At 71.1% G+C, this 14568-nt stretch carries 15 protein-coding genes and 3 tRNA genes; 8 read left to right on the top strand and 10 right to left on the bottom strand.

Going from position 1 to position 14568, the window contains the following annotated elements; translation table 11 throughout:
• Positions 1-606: 606 nt before the first annotated feature.
• The 3 genes from D2L64_RS23340 to D2L64_RS28055 all read right to left on the bottom strand — a co-directional run bounded on the left by D2L64_RS23340 (position 607) and on the right by D2L64_RS28055 (position 1677).
• Positions 607-682 (bottom strand) — tRNA-Arg (locus tag D2L64_RS23340).
• 35 nt (positions 683-717) lie between these two features.
• Positions 718-808: transfer RNA gene (locus D2L64_RS23335), tRNA-Ser, on the bottom strand.
• Positions 809-1167: 359 nt separating this feature from the next.
• Positions 1168-1677 carry a hypothetical protein gene (locus D2L64_RS28055; RefSeq protein WP_233559105.1) on the bottom strand — a complete coding sequence of 170 codons (510 nt, stop codon included), beginning with the start codon at positions 1675-1677 and terminating at the stop codon, positions 1168-1170.
• Positions 1678-1759: 82 nt separating this feature from the next.
• Between D2L64_RS28055 and D2L64_RS23330 the strand changes: the two genes are divergently transcribed.
• The gene (locus tag D2L64_RS23330) at positions 1760-2437 is read left to right on the top strand and encodes a hypothetical protein (RefSeq protein WP_233559104.1); all 678 of its coding nucleotides are present in this window, start codon (positions 1760-1762) and stop codon (positions 2435-2437) included.
• A gap of 141 nt (positions 2438-2578) precedes the next feature.
• Here D2L64_RS23330 and D2L64_RS23325 read toward each other — a convergent pair whose 3' ends face one another.
• Positions 2579-3349, bottom strand: a complete 771-nt coding sequence (locus D2L64_RS23325) for a CPBP family intramembrane glutamic endopeptidase (RefSeq protein WP_119579345.1) — start codon at positions 3347-3349, stop codon at positions 2579-2581.
• Positions 3350-3501: 152 nt separating this feature from the next.
• On the opposite strand from D2L64_RS23325, the gene D2L64_RS23320 reads away from it, so the two are divergent.
• The gene (locus tag D2L64_RS23320) at positions 3502-4623 is read left to right on the top strand and encodes a globin domain-containing protein (RefSeq protein ID WP_119579344.1); all 1122 of its coding nucleotides are present in this window, start codon (positions 3502-3504) and stop codon (positions 4621-4623) included.
• A 216-nt stretch (positions 4624-4839) separates the two neighbouring features.
• Here the strand turns inward: D2L64_RS23320 and D2L64_RS23315 are convergent, their stop codons facing one another.
• Positions 4840-6354 (bottom strand): peptide deformylase, encoded by a 1515-nt coding sequence (locus tag D2L64_RS23315; RefSeq protein ID WP_119579343.1) that lies wholly within the window; start codon positions 6352-6354, stop codon positions 4840-4842.
• Positions 6355-6679: 325 nt separating this feature from the next.
• Between D2L64_RS23315 and D2L64_RS23310 the strand changes: the two genes are divergently transcribed.
• Positions 6680-7402: an IucA/IucC family C-terminal-domain containing protein gene (locus D2L64_RS23310; protein ID WP_119579357.1), complete on the top strand. Its 723-nt coding sequence runs from the start codon at positions 6680-6682 to the stop codon at positions 7400-7402.
• 7 nt (positions 7403-7409) lie between these two features.
• On the opposite strand, the gene D2L64_RS23305 is transcribed toward D2L64_RS23310, so the two are convergent.
• Positions 7410-9233, bottom strand: coding sequence for a hypothetical protein (locus D2L64_RS23305; RefSeq protein WP_119579342.1), 1824 nt, complete (start codon positions 9231-9233; stop codon positions 7410-7412).
• 208 nt (positions 9234-9441) lie between these two features.
• Between D2L64_RS23305 and D2L64_RS23300 the strand changes: the two genes are divergently transcribed.
• Complete coding sequence (locus D2L64_RS23300; protein WP_119579341.1) at positions 9442-10152, top strand: class I SAM-dependent methyltransferase; 711 nt, start codon at positions 9442-9444, stop codon at positions 10150-10152.
• 89 nt (positions 10153-10241) lie between these two features.
• Here the strand turns inward: D2L64_RS23300 and D2L64_RS23295 are convergent, their stop codons facing one another.
• Positions 10242-10775: a YbhB/YbcL family Raf kinase inhibitor-like protein gene (locus D2L64_RS23295; protein WP_119579340.1), complete on the bottom strand. Its 534-nt coding sequence runs from the start codon at positions 10773-10775 to the stop codon at positions 10242-10244.
• A gap of 179 nt (positions 10776-10954) precedes the next feature.
• Here D2L64_RS23295 and D2L64_RS27370 point away from each other — a divergent pair, with 179 nt between their 5' ends.
• Complete coding sequence (locus D2L64_RS27370) at positions 10955-11110, top strand: hypothetical protein (RefSeq protein WP_158603533.1); 156 nt, start codon at positions 10955-10957, stop codon at positions 11108-11110.
• 12 nt (positions 11111-11122) lie between these two features.
• Here the strand turns inward: D2L64_RS27370 and D2L64_RS23290 are convergent, their stop codons facing one another.
• Positions 11123-11320, bottom strand: a complete 198-nt coding sequence (locus tag D2L64_RS23290) for a hypothetical protein (protein WP_119579339.1) — start codon at positions 11318-11320, stop codon at positions 11123-11125.
• A 395-nt stretch (positions 11321-11715) separates the two neighbouring features.
• Between D2L64_RS23290 and D2L64_RS23285 the strand changes: the two genes are divergently transcribed.
• Positions 11716-11949, top strand: a complete 234-nt coding sequence (locus D2L64_RS23285) for a GntR family transcriptional regulator (protein WP_119579338.1) — start codon at positions 11716-11718, stop codon at positions 11947-11949.
• A 119-nt stretch (positions 11950-12068) separates the two neighbouring features.
• On the opposite strand, the gene D2L64_RS23280 is transcribed toward D2L64_RS23285, so the two are convergent.
• Positions 12069-12155: transfer RNA gene (locus D2L64_RS23280), tRNA-Ser, on the bottom strand.
• Positions 12156-12350: 195 nt separating this feature from the next.
• On the opposite strand from D2L64_RS23280, the gene D2L64_RS23275 reads away from it, so the two are divergent.
• Positions 12351-13328, top strand: coding sequence for an NAD(P)H-quinone oxidoreductase (locus tag D2L64_RS23275; RefSeq protein ID WP_119579337.1), 978 nt, complete (start codon positions 12351-12353; stop codon positions 13326-13328).
• A 16-nt stretch (positions 13329-13344) separates the two neighbouring features.
• On the opposite strand, the gene soxR is transcribed toward D2L64_RS23275, so the two are convergent.
• Entirely contained in the window at positions 13345-13782 is a 438-nt protein-coding gene (gene soxR / locus D2L64_RS23270) for a redox-sensitive transcriptional activator SoxR (protein ID WP_119579336.1), read from the bottom strand.
• Positions 13783-13828: 46 nt separating this feature from the next.
• On the opposite strand from soxR, the gene D2L64_RS23265 reads away from it, so the two are divergent.
• Positions 13829-14563: a thiamine pyrophosphate-dependent enzyme gene (locus D2L64_RS23265; protein ID WP_119579335.1), complete on the top strand. Its 735-nt coding sequence runs from the start codon at positions 13829-13831 to the stop codon at positions 14561-14563.
• Positions 14564-14568: the final 5 nt, after the last annotated feature.

Below are 14568 nucleotides of genomic sequence, written 5' to 3'. Positions count from 1 at the left end.
GAAGGCGCAACGAGGGCTCACCAGCCGACGACTTACCAACCACCAGGAGCTTGCCGGACAACTCCCTTCCAGAAGTCATTAGGTCCAGTGGTCGTACGTAGTCCCAGCCGCCAGGAGCTCCTGCGGCTGGGACTACTGGCGTGCTGACACGGCGTCACCGATCCGGCCCTAATCTGCCGGCAGGAAACCCATCGTGGTGCAGCCAGACCGCTGAAACGGTCTTCCCCGCCCTACCAACGACCAGGTCACTGCGAGGTGAACAGGATGCCCGGCATCGGCGTCGGACCGGTGTCCAGCCCAGGTCGACTCGGTCGAAGCTGTCGATCTTGCGTGGAGCATCTGACAGGTAATCAGATGTGCCGGGCTGCGGCGGCGTTGCCGGTGCGCATCAGGGTAGGGCCGCTACCTGCGGAAACAAGCACAATGCCTTCTTGGCGTCCCCAGTTGACGGGACCGTGGGTGCTCCGTGGGTGCTCGGCCGTCGAAGGGTCGCTCGAGCGGGAAAAAGCGCCCCTGAGCTGGGCAAACGTGGGTCACAACCGTGACCCACACGTGACCCATACGAAGACAGGAAACATAGCCGACTGGCTATGTTTCCTGGTCAAGTGGTGCGCCCGAAGGGACTCGAACCCCTAACCTTCTGATCCGTAGTCAGATGCTCTATCCGTTGAGCTACGGGCGCTGGTGCTCGGCCAGTCTACACACCCGGCCTTCGCGCGGAGACTCCGGGATTCGAACCCGGGAGGGGCTTTAAGACCCCAACCGCATTAGCAGTGCGGCGCCATAGACCAGACTAGGCGAAGTCTCCCTGGTGGCCCGCAGACCACCGGGGCCGAGGATACAGTCCCCGCCCGGCCGGGGGCAAAGCGACTACCGGGTACCGGTCGTTCGGGGTCGGTGGGCGGGGCTTCAACGCTGTGCGCCGCCGTGATCAGGACTACGCTCCATCGACATGCAGGAGCAGCCGCCCAGCGAGCAGAACCGGCCCGAGTCTGCTGAGGGAGCACGCCGGCGCTCCCCGAAGGCGACCTTCACGCCGCCACCGGTACCACCGGCGGACCAGGGCGAACCGCGTGACGAGTCCGCGCCGGAGCGGTCCCGGCGCGCGAAGGCGGCGCCCGGCGTGTTGTTCCAACCGCCGCCCGCGGTCGACCAGCCGGTGCCGCGTCAGGCCCGGCCGGCTCCCTCCGCGCCCCCACCGCCGTTCCTGGCCGCGCCCGCCGACACCGGCGGGAACCGGACCGCACGAACGGGGGTGGCAGCGCAGCGGCGCCGTGACGACGACCAGCCGGAATCGGCGGCACCAGCACCAGCACCAGCCCCGACAGCGGCGCAGGCAGCGGCACCGGAGGATTCGTCCGTGCCACGGAAGAGGGCCGTCGCGAAGCGGGCAAGACCGGCGAAGAAGGTAACGGCCGCGAGGCCGGTACCGGAGACGACCACCGCCGCGGAATCCGCGCCGGCCGCACCGGCGGGCGAGCCCACCACGCCGGGAACGGAGGCGACCGCCGCGAGCGAGACGACGCCCGCGACGCGGGCAACGCCGAAGCGCCCAACAACGGCGAAGAAGGCAGTGACCGCGAAGAAGGCGGCGACCGCCCGGCCAACCGGGACGGAAGTGAGCGACGCCACACCCGTGACGGACCGAAAGGTGCCGGTGCGCAAAGCAGCGCGCAAGCCGGCGACGGTCCCACCCGCGACACGCACCCAAGCGGCGGCGACGGGCGGGGCGGTCGTACCCACGGCGGAGCCGCTGCCGGTGGAATCGGGACCGGTCGACGCGGCAGCCTCACGGCGTACGCCGGAATCGGAGCTGCGGGCGTTGGTCGCCCGCGTGCTCGACCACCCGGGTTTCGCGCCGGAGTTGCTGGCGTTGGCCGCCGTCGACGCGCTCGGACCGCGGGCCGACGGGTGGGCACGGCGGTTGCGGGAGATGTACCCGGACGCGAGCGCGGACGGCCTGGCCCGGCTGGCCGGGCAACGCTTCGTGCGGCAGGCCGCGGTGGGTGGGGCGAGCGCGGCGTTGGCGGGTGTCTTCGCACCGGTGGTCGAACTGGTGACGGTGCTCTGGTCGCAGGCGAACCTGGTGCTGCACCTGGCCGCGGCGTACGGCCGGGATCCGGCGCATCCGGATCGGGCGGTGGAGTTGCTGGTACTGACCCAGGTGCATCCGGATGCGGCGAGCGCCCGCTCGGCGTTGGCGGCGGCCCGGGCGGCTGGCGAGGGCCCGGGTGAGGAGCCTGGGCCGCGGGCGGTCGAGGCGGCCTGGCGGCTGGCCGCGCCGCTCACCGCTCAGGCCGGCGGCTGGCTGGCGCTGCGGCTGGTGTCCCGGCTGCTGCCGGGCGCGGCGGCACTGGCCGCGGCGGCGGGTGACTCCGCGGCGGCCCAACGGCTGGCCGCGCGGACCACGGCCAGCTACCGCCCGCCGCGGCGGTAGTCGAGCGGGGAGGTTCGCGCCGACCGGCCCGGCTCGGCGCCACGCAGCCCTGCCGGGCGGCGGGGTTGGCGGTCAGAGCAGCCCTGCCGGGCGGCGGGGTTGGCGGTCAGAGCAGCCCTGCCGGGCGGCGATGGCGGGGGGTCAGAGCCAGGAGAACCAGTCCTTCGGCAACAGGCTGTAGCCGACGAACGCGACGATGTCGAGCAGGGCGTGGGCCACGATCAGCGGCATCACCCGGCGGGTACGCAGGTAGAAGAGGCTGAACACGACGCCCATGACGGCGTTGCCGACGAACGCGCCGAAGCCCTGGTAGAGGTGGTAGGAGGCGCGGAGCAGGGCGCTGGTGGCGATGACCGCGCCGACCCGCCACTGGAGTTGGCGCAGCCGGGTCATCAGGTAGCCGACCACGATCACCTCCTCCAGGATGGAGTTCTGGAAGGCGGCGAGGATCAGCACCGGCACGGTCCACCAGAGGTCGGGCAGCGCCGCCGGCACCACGGTGGCGTTGATGCCGAGCTGGGCGGCCGCCCAGAACAGGACGAGGCCGGGCAGCCCGATCAGGGCCGCCAGCCCGGCGCCGCGGGCGAGGTCGGATCCGGGTCGTCGGGCGTCCAGGCCGAGCGTCCGCACCGGGTCGCCGGGGTCCCGCGCCAGCAGGTGTACGGCGAGCAGCACCGGCAGTAGCGCGAACAGGATGCCGAGCAGCTGGTACGTCAGGTCGAGGTAGGGCCGGGCCGAGGCGGAGGTGTTCAGCGCGGCGGTCTGCCGGGACAGTCCGCCCTCGGCGGTCAGTTTGGCGATCAGCGAGACGGTGGCGTAGACGGCCGACTGGCCGAGCGAGAGGCCGAGCACCAGTAACGTCTCGGTGCCGAGCATCCGGCGGGACACCGGTCGGGTCAGCTCAACGGTCACCGCACCACTCTGCCGGACCGTACGCGCTGGTGGCATCCGGGTGCCCACTGAGCCGACCTCACGTGCGGTCGCACATTCTGTGCGACCTTCATGCACGCTCCGTGGACATTCTATGGGGGCCCGATCCGCCGTCAGAGAAGGAGCGCCCCCCGGTGGACAACTTCGCGCGGCTGCTGAAGGAGAGCTGGACCCTCGTCGAGGAGGACCGGGTCCGGCTGAGCGGTCACTTCTACGCCCGGCTCTTCCTCCTCGATCCCGAGCTGCGCAAGCTCTTCCCGGTACAGATGTCCGGGCAGGGCGATCGGCTCCTCGAAGCGATCATCGCGGCGATCCACACGGTGGACGACCCGGAGGGCTTCGACGAGTTCCTCCGCGCGCTCGGCCGGGACCACCGCAAGTACCACGTCGATGCGGCGCACTACGAGACCATGGGCGTGGCGCTGCTGGACGCCCTGCGCAGCACCGCCGGTGACGGCTGGAACCTGGAGTACGACCAGGCGTGGCGGGACGCGTACGCGGCCATCAGCGAGAAGATGCTGGCCGGTGCCGCGGCCGACGGCAACCCGCCGTTCTGGCACGCCGAGGTGCTCACCCACGAACGGTACGGGCCGGACACCGCCGTCTTCACCTGCCGGGCCCTGCAGCACCCGCTGGCCTGGAAGGCGGGCCAGTACGTCAGCATCGAGGCGCCCCGGCACCATCCCCGGGTGTGGCGGACGTACTCGGTGGCGAACGCCCCGAACGACGAGAACGTGCTGGAGTTCCACGTCCGTACGCCGCCGGAGGCCGCCGGCTGGGTCTCCGGTGCCCTGGTCCGCCGGATCAAGCCGGGTGATCTGCTGCGGGTCGCTGCCCCGATGGGTTCGATGACGTTGGACCGCTCGTCGGAGCGGGACATCCTCTGCGTCGCCGGGGGCGTCGGGCTGGCGCCGATCAAGGCGCTGGTGGAGGAGCTGGCCACCTTCAACCGGGCCCGGTGGGTGCACGTCTTCTACGGCGCGCGTACCGAGGAGGACCTCTACGGCCTCGACACCCTGCGCGAGCTGGTGGCGGCCCACCCGTGGTTGTCGGTCACCGCGGCGTGCAGCGACGACCCGGACTTCGACGGTGAGCAGGGCGACATCTCCGACGTGGTGGCCCGGTACGGCCCGTGGACCGCGCACGACTGTTACGTCTCCGGTTCGGTGGCGATGGTCCGGTCGACGTTGCGGGTGCTCGCCGCCGACGAGGTCCCGCCGAACCACACCCGGTACGACACGTTCGGCAACCTGTAGAGCTTTTCTCCCCCCGAACCGGGGCGCGTGCTCCTGCCCCCTGGGGCACGCGCCCCGGTCCCCCTGATCGGGCGGACCGGCACCGCCCGCACGACCACGCCTGGCCGGCCGTCCTTCCCACCCGGACCAGGCGTGGTCGTGCAACAGCAAACGGCACACCTGGCCGGCCGTCGGTCACCCGGACCAGGCGTGGTCGTGCAACAGCGGCAGCTGTTGTCAGTAGCGCCAGGGGTGGCCGGATTCGCGGTACTCCTCGACCGGCACCAGCGGCACCCCCGGTGCCATCCGGTCGACGTACAGCCGGCCTTCCAGGTGGTCGATCTCGTGGGCGACCAGCCGGGCCATGCCGAACTCGAACGAGGTGATCACCCGTCCGCCGTCGAACTGCGCGTGTTCCACGTCCACCCGCAGCGGGCGTGGCACCAGTCCGCGGTGGTCGAAGAAGGAGAGGCAGCCTTCGTACTGCTCGTCGAGGTCGGACGCGGCGTCGACCACCCGGGGGTTGAGCAGTACCACGGGTTCGGCGCCGCGGTCGGGCGGTCGGATGACGGCCGCCGCGCGGTCGATGGCGAACTGTGGGGCGGCCACCCCGACCCCCTTGGCGAACGGGTGCAGTTCGTCGAGCCGGGCCAGCGCGGCGATCAGCCGGTCGACGATCTCCTGCGCCGCCTGTTCCTCGTGTGGCAGGTCGAACGGTCTGGCCGGCTGCCGCAGCAGGTCGGCGCCGCGTTGGACGATGCCGAGGCCGCGCATCCGTTCGGACGGCCGGACCCGCCGGCCCTCCGGTTCGGGCTCCGGTTGGGCACGGAAGCGCCACTGCATCCGGTAGCGGGCGTTCAGCGGCGGGTCGTCGGTCGACCAGTCGAAGATCGCCCGGTCTGCCTCGTCGCGCCGGGTGATCGCCCTGCGCAGTGGGCCTTCGTCGGCCGACAGGGAGATCTGCGCGCCCCAGACCTGCGGGTCCAGGTCGACCGGCAGGTCAAGTCGTACGGCGAGACGCCGGGTCGGTACGCGCACCGCCCGCTGGAACCAGGGCCCCCACTTGTCCGGTCCGACGGTGTAGGTGTACTCGATGGTGGCGGAGTGGCCGGGGTAGAGCGGGAAGCGCCGTTCGGCATTCTCGAAGAGCAGCCAGATCTCCTTGAAGGCGTCCCGGTCGTACTTCGTCCGCCAGTGCATCGCCTCACGCTCGCCGGCTTCCTCCCGGTGTGCCCGTAGTTGTAGTTCGGCGAAGGTGAGTGGGTGCTCCCGGTGGTGGCGGTTGGACCGACCCGGATCGTTGGGGTAGCGGTCGACGGCGACCCGCACCAGGTAGCGGGTGACCGGTTCCACTCCGGCGTTGTACAGCTCGCGGCGGATGACGCAGTGGTACCCGTCCTCGGTGTGGGTGAGGGTGGCGAGTTCCCGCTCGACGATCAGACCGGTGGCGGGTGGCATCCACCGCCCCGCCGGGCCGGACTCCCGCTGGTCACGCTCGCTGCGGGTGTGACGCAGGTGGTCGTACTCCTGGAAGCGTTGCCAGATCGCGCCGCTGGCTTCCAGGGCGGCCTCGGCCCGGCGGGCGAAGTCCTCGGTGGGGCGGTGTCGGCGCCCTTCGACGTGGCTGACGTACGACGGGTCGAAGCCCATCATCGCGGCCAGCTGTTTCTTGGACAGCCCCCGCTCCGTCCGGTGCCGGGCGAGTTCGGCGGCGAAGGAGTCGGCAGCCCGATCGAGCGGTGAGGTCGTCATCAGCTTCCTCGTGGCCGGGTGTACCAAGTTTCACGTTGGGTTGCCGGACGCGCACGGAAGTGGCATGTTGTCGACAAGATGCTTGACTCTGGGACGATTTCCGACGAAACTGCGCCGAGCTTTCGGGCGAGCACTCCGGGTGACCGAGTGACCCAGGCCGCTCCCGCTCCGCACGATAAGAGTCCCCCGCGCCGCCAAGTGTGGTTAGGCTAGCCTTAGCCAAGTTCGGCGGACCGAAACGGGGGTGGAGCAGGTGACTGCGGTGCTGCCTGTTCAGCACGTACCCGCCACACCGCTGGCGCCGGTCACCGCGACGCTGCGCGCCATGTTCGGCACCGACGTGCTGCCCGGGCTGGCCCCGGGCCTGGTGGTCGCCGACGAGACCATCTGGGCCCCGGCGACCACGCTGACCGACGGCACCCGGCTGCCCGAGTTGCTCGACTCGGCCGCCCGGCTCTGGGGCGGCACCCCGCACGCCTCGGCCGCACTGGCCTGGAAGGCGTACAGCTACTGGGCGGCGCTGCCGGTGGTGCTCGGCTGGGCCGCCGCGCGGCGGGTGCCGCTGCTCGACCCCGCGGCCACGCTCGTCCACTTCGCCGACCGGAGCACGCTGGTGACCCTGGGCCTGCGCCGGTCGACCCCGGTCGCGGTGCTGCCCAACGACCCGCTGGCGCTCGCCGGGTTGCCCGAGGTCCGGGTGGTGACCGACGAGCGGGAGTTGCTGGCGATGCTGCGGGCCACGCTGCTCGACGCACACCTGTCCCCGCTGGTCAAGGCGATCCAGGGCGAGGTCCGCATCGGTACCCGCACCCTGCTCGGTTCGGTGGCCGCCAGCGTCGCGCACGCCCTGCTGCTGGCCGCCGACGGATTGCCCGGCTCCGCGGTCGAGGCGATCGACACGCTGCTCGACACGCTCGGCCTGGCCGACCTGGTGGAGCTGGTACCCGGCCCGAACGGCGAGCCGACCGTGCAGCGGCGCACCTGCTGCCTGGCCTTCACCCTGCCGCAGCCGAAGGTGTGTCAGGGCTGCTGCATCCGCAGTTCCTGACCGGGGCTCAGTCGGTCAGCGGGCGGACGTCCCAGACCCAGACCCCGCCGGTGTGGGTGGGTTCGATCCCGGTCAGTTCGGTCATCGCGGTTCGCAGCGCGTCGGCGTGCTCGTGCGGGCCGAGGACCACCACGCCGGCCCGCCAGTACCGCAGATCCTCGACCGCGTCGCGGCGGGCCTGCCCGCTGATCGGCGGCACCTCCCCGGTACGCCGGACGGCGCCGAAGAAGCTGCTGGTCGGCCGGGGTGGTGCGGTGAACAGGGCGATCCGGTCCTTGCCGGGGCGGGTGTCGGGGCCGAGGAAGTAGCCGCGGGCGATCGGCATCGCCAGTCGGGTCTGCGCGGACCAGCGCAGCGGGTCGGCGTACTCGGTGTCGGGCAGGGGCAGGGTCACCACGCTGCGCCCGCCGGTCAGGTACGGCCGCCAGGCGCCGGAGGTGACGAACTCCGGCGTCGGTTCGAGGCGTTTGGTGGGCAACGGCGTGGGCAGCACCGGCACCAGCGCCATGGCCAGCACGGTCACCGTGCCGAAGCGGATCTGGGCGCGCCGGTCCGGGTACCGGGCGGCGACTTCCCGCACCCGCTCGGCGCCGTAGGCGAGCAGCAGCCCGATGATCGGCGTGATCGCCAGCGCCCACCGGGTCGGCACCACCGAGTGCAGCACGGGGAGATCCTCCAGCAGCGCCCAGGGGCCGGGGATGCCGGTCCCCTCGCCGTCGAAGCGGATCTCCCGGCCGAGCGAGAGCACCGCGAAGAGCAGGCCCAGCAGGGCCAGGCCGATCACCACCACGTTGCGGCGCAGCCACCACACCAGCGCGGCCACCAGGATCACCAGCGGCCAGCCGAAGAAGGAGTTCTCCTCGGTGGGGTTCTTGGCCAGGCGGGTCACGCTGCGCGCGTCGCCGGCCAGCGATTCCCGGGCGTACGCGACGAACGAGGCCAGGTCGGTGGAGTAGCCGCGGATCAGCCAGGACAGCCCGTTGTAGGCGCCGGGGCCGAAGAACTGGACGTAGAGCGGGTAGGCCAGCAGCAGGCCGGACGCCGCCGCGGCCACGCCCAGCCCGGCCAGGAACGGACGGGTCCGGCCGCGCAGCTCGGGCCGGCCGAGCGCCAGCGCCACGACCACCACGCCGAGGCCGATCGCGGTCATCAGCAGGATCTCCAGGTTCAGGAACGCCTGCCAGACGATGACCAGCGCGAGCAGCAGGCCGTTGCGCAGCCACCGCCCACCCTGGGCCAGCCGCACGGTACGCCAGATGATCAGCGGTACGACGTACTGCGAGACGATGTTCGGGTGGGCGTTGGCGTGCGAGACCATCGCCGGGGCGTACGCGCAGAAGGTCGCGCCCAGCCAGGCCGGCCCGCGCGCGCCGATGATCACCCGGGACAGTACGAAGTACCAGGCGGTCGCCGTGGCGATCATCCCGAGGGTGAGGAAGACCAGGAACGCGGCCCGGGTGCCGAACAGCACGGTGATCGGCGCCATTGGCAGCGACACGGACAACACTGAGGTGTTTGCCATGAGATTGACCGATTCCGGGACGTTCATCCGGTCAGACGAGAACGGGTAGGCGAATTCCGTCACGACTCGGGCACCGTGCGCCATCATCCATTCGAATTGCGCCATATCGGTGCGATTGTCGCGGATGCCGTGCGAGGGATTCCACCACATCCGGGCGGTCACCCAGAAGCCCAGCAGCACGAAGCTGGCCCCGGCGGCGACGTCCTTCCACCGCCCTGAGCTGCGGCGACGACCGTCACGCGCCGGATCGTCCGTCGACTCTCCCGCCCCGGACTCCCCGACCGGGCGACCCGATTCAGGAGTAGTCATAGCAATTCCGAGCGTAGTCGGCGAATCGGGCTGTCGTGCAGGGTTCGGCGCTCTCGCGTAACATCTGCCAAGTTCGCTGACCACCACCGATCGTGCACCTAGCCCCGACCAATTCGGCCACCCCGGGCCCGATGGTTCCGCCCCCCGAGCGGATGATTCACTCAGTCGGTCCCGGCACGGGTCGAGTCGCATCGTGAGGAATCGACGCATGGCAGAAATCACTGGGGATCAGCGCGTGCAGTCCGAGGTCCTGGAGGGCCTCGCCACCGCGGTCAACCACCGACGTTGGTTCGTCGAGCTGGCCGTGCCCTACCTCGGCGAGAACCCGATCGAGATCGGCAGCGGTCTCGGCGACTACGCCCTGGAGTGGGCCGAGCACTTCCCCCGGTTCACCGCCACCGAGGCCGACCCGGATCGCCTGGTGGCGCTCAAGGAACGCCTCGCCGACCGGCCGGGCATCGAGGTGCGTCAGATGCTGCTGCCGAACCCGGAACAGGGCGACTACAGCGCGGCGGTGTCCTACAACGTGCTGGAGCACATCGAGGACCACGTCGCCGCGCTGCGCAGCATGGGGAACCTGGTCCGGCCGGGGGGCGCGGTCGTCATCATCGTGCCGGCGTTCCAGTTCGCGATGAGCCCGGCCGACATCGCCACCGGACACGTACGCCGCTACACCAAGAAGACGCTGTCGGCGGCGATGACCGAGGCGGGCCTGGCGGTGGAGAAGATCCACTACGCGAACGCGCTCGGCCTGATCGGGTACTTCATGGCCACCAAGGTGTTCCGGCTGATGCCGAAGGAGGGCCCGATGGTGCGGGTCTACGACACCCTGGTACTCCCGGCGACCAAGGCCGCCGAGCAACTCGCCCGCCCGCCCTTCGGCCAGTCGGTCTTCGCCGTCGCCCGCCGGCCCGCCTGAACCACCCCCGGCTGATCATGAAGTTGGCTCGACGCTCGCGGTCGAAGCGCCCACCAACTTCATGATCAACAAGGTTGGCCCGGGAGCCGTCAGGCCGGGATCTGGTAGGTGGGGCGGATCGTGGCCCGGGCCAGGGTGTGGAAGGTCAGGTTGAAGCCGACGTAGGCGGGAGTGGCGTCGGGCGTGAGATCGAGGCGCTCCACGTCGAGCGCGTGCACCGCGAAGACGTACCGGTGCGGGCGGTCACCGGCCGGCGGCGCCGCACCGCCGAAACCCTGCTCGCCGTAGTCGTTACGGACGGTGAAGGCCCCCCGCAGATCGTCACCGGCCACACCGCGCGGCAGCTCGGTCACGTCAGCCGGCAGGTTCACCAGCACCCAGTGCCAGAATCCGCTGCCGGTCGGCGCGTCCGGGTCGAAGCAGGTCACGGCGAAGCCCTTGGTCGCGGCCGGAAAGTCCGACCAGGCCAACTGCGGTGAGACGTTGCCGCCGCCCGTGCTGCCGTGCGCGTGGGCCGCGTCCATCGGCTCACCGTTCTGAACATCCGCGCTGGTCAGCGTGAACGAGGCAACGGTCGGCAGCAGCTCGTACGGATCCGGGGCGATGGGTCGCTCCAAGGTCATCGAGACAGGTCCTTCCGGTGGAAGTGGGGTATCTGCGCCCCTTCATACCCTGTGCCGCGCCAGCATTCGAGGGAACCCCACACCGTGTTCCGGCCGTAACGAAACGGCGACCCCGGTCGCCGTAACCGAAAGCCGCTCACGGCTGTTGTCCCCCTGCAACTGTCCATCGAAGGAGTTCCGTGGCCAGCATCTGGCGTGACTTCCTCGGCGCGCTGGTCGACGCCCTCCGGCACCGCGACCAACAGGTGCTGCGCGACGAACGGCGCCGCGCCCTGGAGAAGCTCGCCGACCAGAAGATCGACGCCGACCGACGGAGACCCCGGCCGGAACGCTGAGCCACCGACAGGTCACCACGATCTCGCTGCCTCACCGGCCACCGCCGCCCACTCCCGCTCCCACGCCGCCACCACCGGCCCGGCCCACGCGAGTTCCCGGCACCCATCCGGCGTACACACCGCGCAGCTGCCGTCCCGGTGCCGGGCCAGCACGACGGCCGCCGCCATGACCAGGTCGCGCATACCCACCTCGTCGTACATCGAGGTCACGGAAGCCACCCGACGATGCCGGCCACCATCACGACCAGAACCATGCCGGCGACGATCCAGCCGACCGCGAGCTGCCGGCGCGGCAGTGGCACGCGGCCGGGCACCGGATAACGCTCCCCGTCGGGGACGGGCGGCCGACCGTGCAGAAGGGGTACGCGGGCGGACAGGGCCCGTCGTACGGGCGCTCATCCGGCATCGGTGCCTCCTTCACACCAGGAGGAAGGCAGGGCGGCGAACGGGGGAAGCCGCCGCCCTGCCTCGGGTCGGGTGACCTCGCTGCTGACGAAGGACCCGATGGGCTGAACTTAGGTTACTTAGCAACCTCAGTCAACACAGCAAGCATAGGAAGCAATGGACCGTGGCAATCTGGTGGGGCTGACGAAGGGTGGCCTGCCATGCCCCACCGCCGTAAACCGCTGTACGAGCACGTCGTCGACGACATCACCGCGTCGATCCGTGGCGGCACGCTCAAGCCCGGCGACAAGCTGCCGTCAATCTCGCAGTTGACCGTCCAGTACGGCATCTCGAACACGATGATCAAGTTCGCGCTACGAATCCTCGGCGAACGCGGGCTGATCGAGACCCACCAGGGCAAGGGATCGTTCGTGGCGACCAACCCACCCACCTGAGGTGTACCGGCGAGACGATCACCCGTCGGCCGCCACTGAATCCACCACCATTCCCCGACAGCGCTCAGCCCCGGCCTAGAAACCGGGGCTGAGCTGCGTCTTAGGAGATCGCCACCAGGCGGAGGGTGTGGGATTCGAACCCACGAAGACATCGCTGCCTTACCGGTTTTCAAGACCAGCGCCATCGGCCACTAGGCGAACCCTCCCGGACCACGCAGGGCGTGGCCGTGCTTAGTTTGCCACGCCCCGTTGACCGGTCAGCGGGGGAGCTACCCGTTTCACCATGATCACTTACCCTCCGTGGCGTACCGGGTGCTCGGGCGGACTCCACTGAGGTCGGTCGGCGAGGTGGTGTGGCGGTCCGGAAGGTGCGGCGCGGGCGGATCGGGTAAGACTGGGCCATGCGCGCGATCACCGTCACCGAGCCTGGCGGCCCCGAGGTGTTGAGTTGGACCGAGGTGCCCGACCCGCAACCGGGGCCGGGCGAGGTGCTCGTGGACGTGCGGGCCACCGCGGTGAACCGGGCCGACCTGCTGCAACGGCAGGGGCACTACCCGCCGCCGCCCGGCGCGCCCGCGTACCTGGGGCTGGAGTGCTCCGGCGTGATCACCGCGGTCGGTACGGAGGTGGCCGACTGGGCGGTCGGGCAGGAGGTCTGCGCGCTGCTGGCCGGCGGCGGGTACGCCGAACGGGTGGCCGTGCCCGCCGGTCAGCTGCTGCCCGTTCCGGCGGGGGTCGACCTGGTCGATGCCGCCGGGCTGCCCGAGGTGGCGGCGACGGTCTGGTCGAACGTGGTCCGGCTGGCCCGCCTGACGGCGGGCGAGACGCTGCTGGTGCACGGTGGCGGCAGCGGGATCGGCGCCTTCGCCGTACAGCTCGGCATGGCGTTGGGGGCGACCGTGGTGGCGACGGCTCGGGCGGTCAAGCACGACCGGCTGCGTGAGCTGGGCGCCGTCCATCTGGTCGACTACCGCGAGCAGGACTTCGTCGAGGAGGTCCGCAAGGTCACCGGAGGTCGGGGCGCGGACGTGATCCTCGACATCATGGGCGCGTCATACCTGGGTCGTAACGTGGCCGCGCTGGCGCCGGACGGGCGGCTCATGACGATCGGCATGCAGGGCGGGCGCAAGGGTGAGCTGGATCTCGGCGCGTTGCTGGCCAAGCGGGGCACCGTCGCGGCCACCGCGCTGCGGTCCCGGCCGCCGGACCAGAAGGCCGCGATCGTCGCCGGGGTACGCGAGCAGGTATGGCCGCTGGTCGAGGCGGGCCGGATCCGACCGGTGGTCGACCGGCGGCTGCCGATCACCGAGGCGGCCGAGGCGCACCGCCTGGTCGAGTCGAACGAACACGTCGGCAAGGTGCTGCTGACCGTCGGGTGACCGCGCGACGGGCGGGTCAGCGGGGCAGGGTCAACCGGGCGCCCGGCCCCTCAACGGCCAGTTCGTCGCCGGGGTTGTAGAGCGTGCAGCGGCGGAGCGACAGGCAGCCGCAGCCGATGCAGCCGTCGAGGTCGTCGCGGAGCCGCTCCATCAGCCGGATCCGCTCGTCCAGGCGTTCCCGCCAGGCGGTGGAGAGCCGCGCCCAGTCCTCGGCGGTGGGCGTACGCGAGGCGGGCAGCGCCGCCAGGGCGTCGCCGATCTCCTCCAGCGAGACGCCGACCTGCTGGGCGATCCGGATGAACGCCACCCGGCGCAGCTCGCTGCGGTGGTACCGGCGCTGGTTGCCGCTGGTGCGCTCGGCCCGGATCAACCCCAGCCGCTCGTAGTAGCGCAGGGCGGACTGGGCCACCCCGCTGCGGGCGGCGAGCTGACCGATGGTGAGTGCTTCGTGCATCACTCTGCCTTGAGTTGAACCTCGCTTCAACTTGCAGGGTATCCGTATGAACTCACTCGCCACCATCACCACCCGTGTCGCCGAAGCCGCCGCGCCGCTCGACGGCCGGCATCCGATCGCCCCGCTGCTGGAGCGGGTCCGCGCCGGACGCGACTTCGGCCCGAACGTCTACTCCACCCTCGACGTGCTCTGGGTGCTCTACGACCGGATCCTGCGGATCACCCCGGCGACCGCCGACGATCCCGACCGCGACCGGTTCCTGCTCTCGAAGGGACACGCGGTCGCCGGCTACTACGCGGTGCTGGCCGCGAAGGGCTTCGTCCCGCCCGGCTGGCTGGACGACCAGGGCGGGCCGGAGAGCCGGCTCGGTGACCACCCGGACCGGACCCTGGTGCCCGGGGTGGAGATCGGTTCCGGCTCGCTCGGGCACGGCCTGGGGCTGGCCGTCGGCACCGCCCTCGGCCTGCGCGCCCAGGGCCTGCTCGACCCCCGGGTGTACGTGCTGGTCGGCGACGCCGAACTGGACGAGGGCTCGAACCACGAGGCGATCGCGTACGCGGGCGCGGCCGGCCTGGGCAACCTGACCGCCATCGTGCTGGACAACGCCTCCGCCACCCACGGCTGGTCGGGCGGGCCGGCGACCCGGTTCACCGTCAACGGGTGGACCGCCGCCACCGTCGACGGACGGGACCACGACGCCCTGTACGCGGCCCTGACCGGTCAGCACGGCCACCGGCCGCACGTCGTCGTCGCGGTCGTCGACCACGAGGAGGGACGCTGACATGG

The sequence above is a fragment of the Micromonospora radicis genome (genome assembly GCF_003583405.1).
Lineage (GTDB): Bacteria > Actinomycetota > Actinomycetes > Mycobacteriales > Micromonosporaceae > Micromonospora > Micromonospora radicis.
This window is presented reverse-complemented; position numbering and strand designations above follow the sequence as displayed.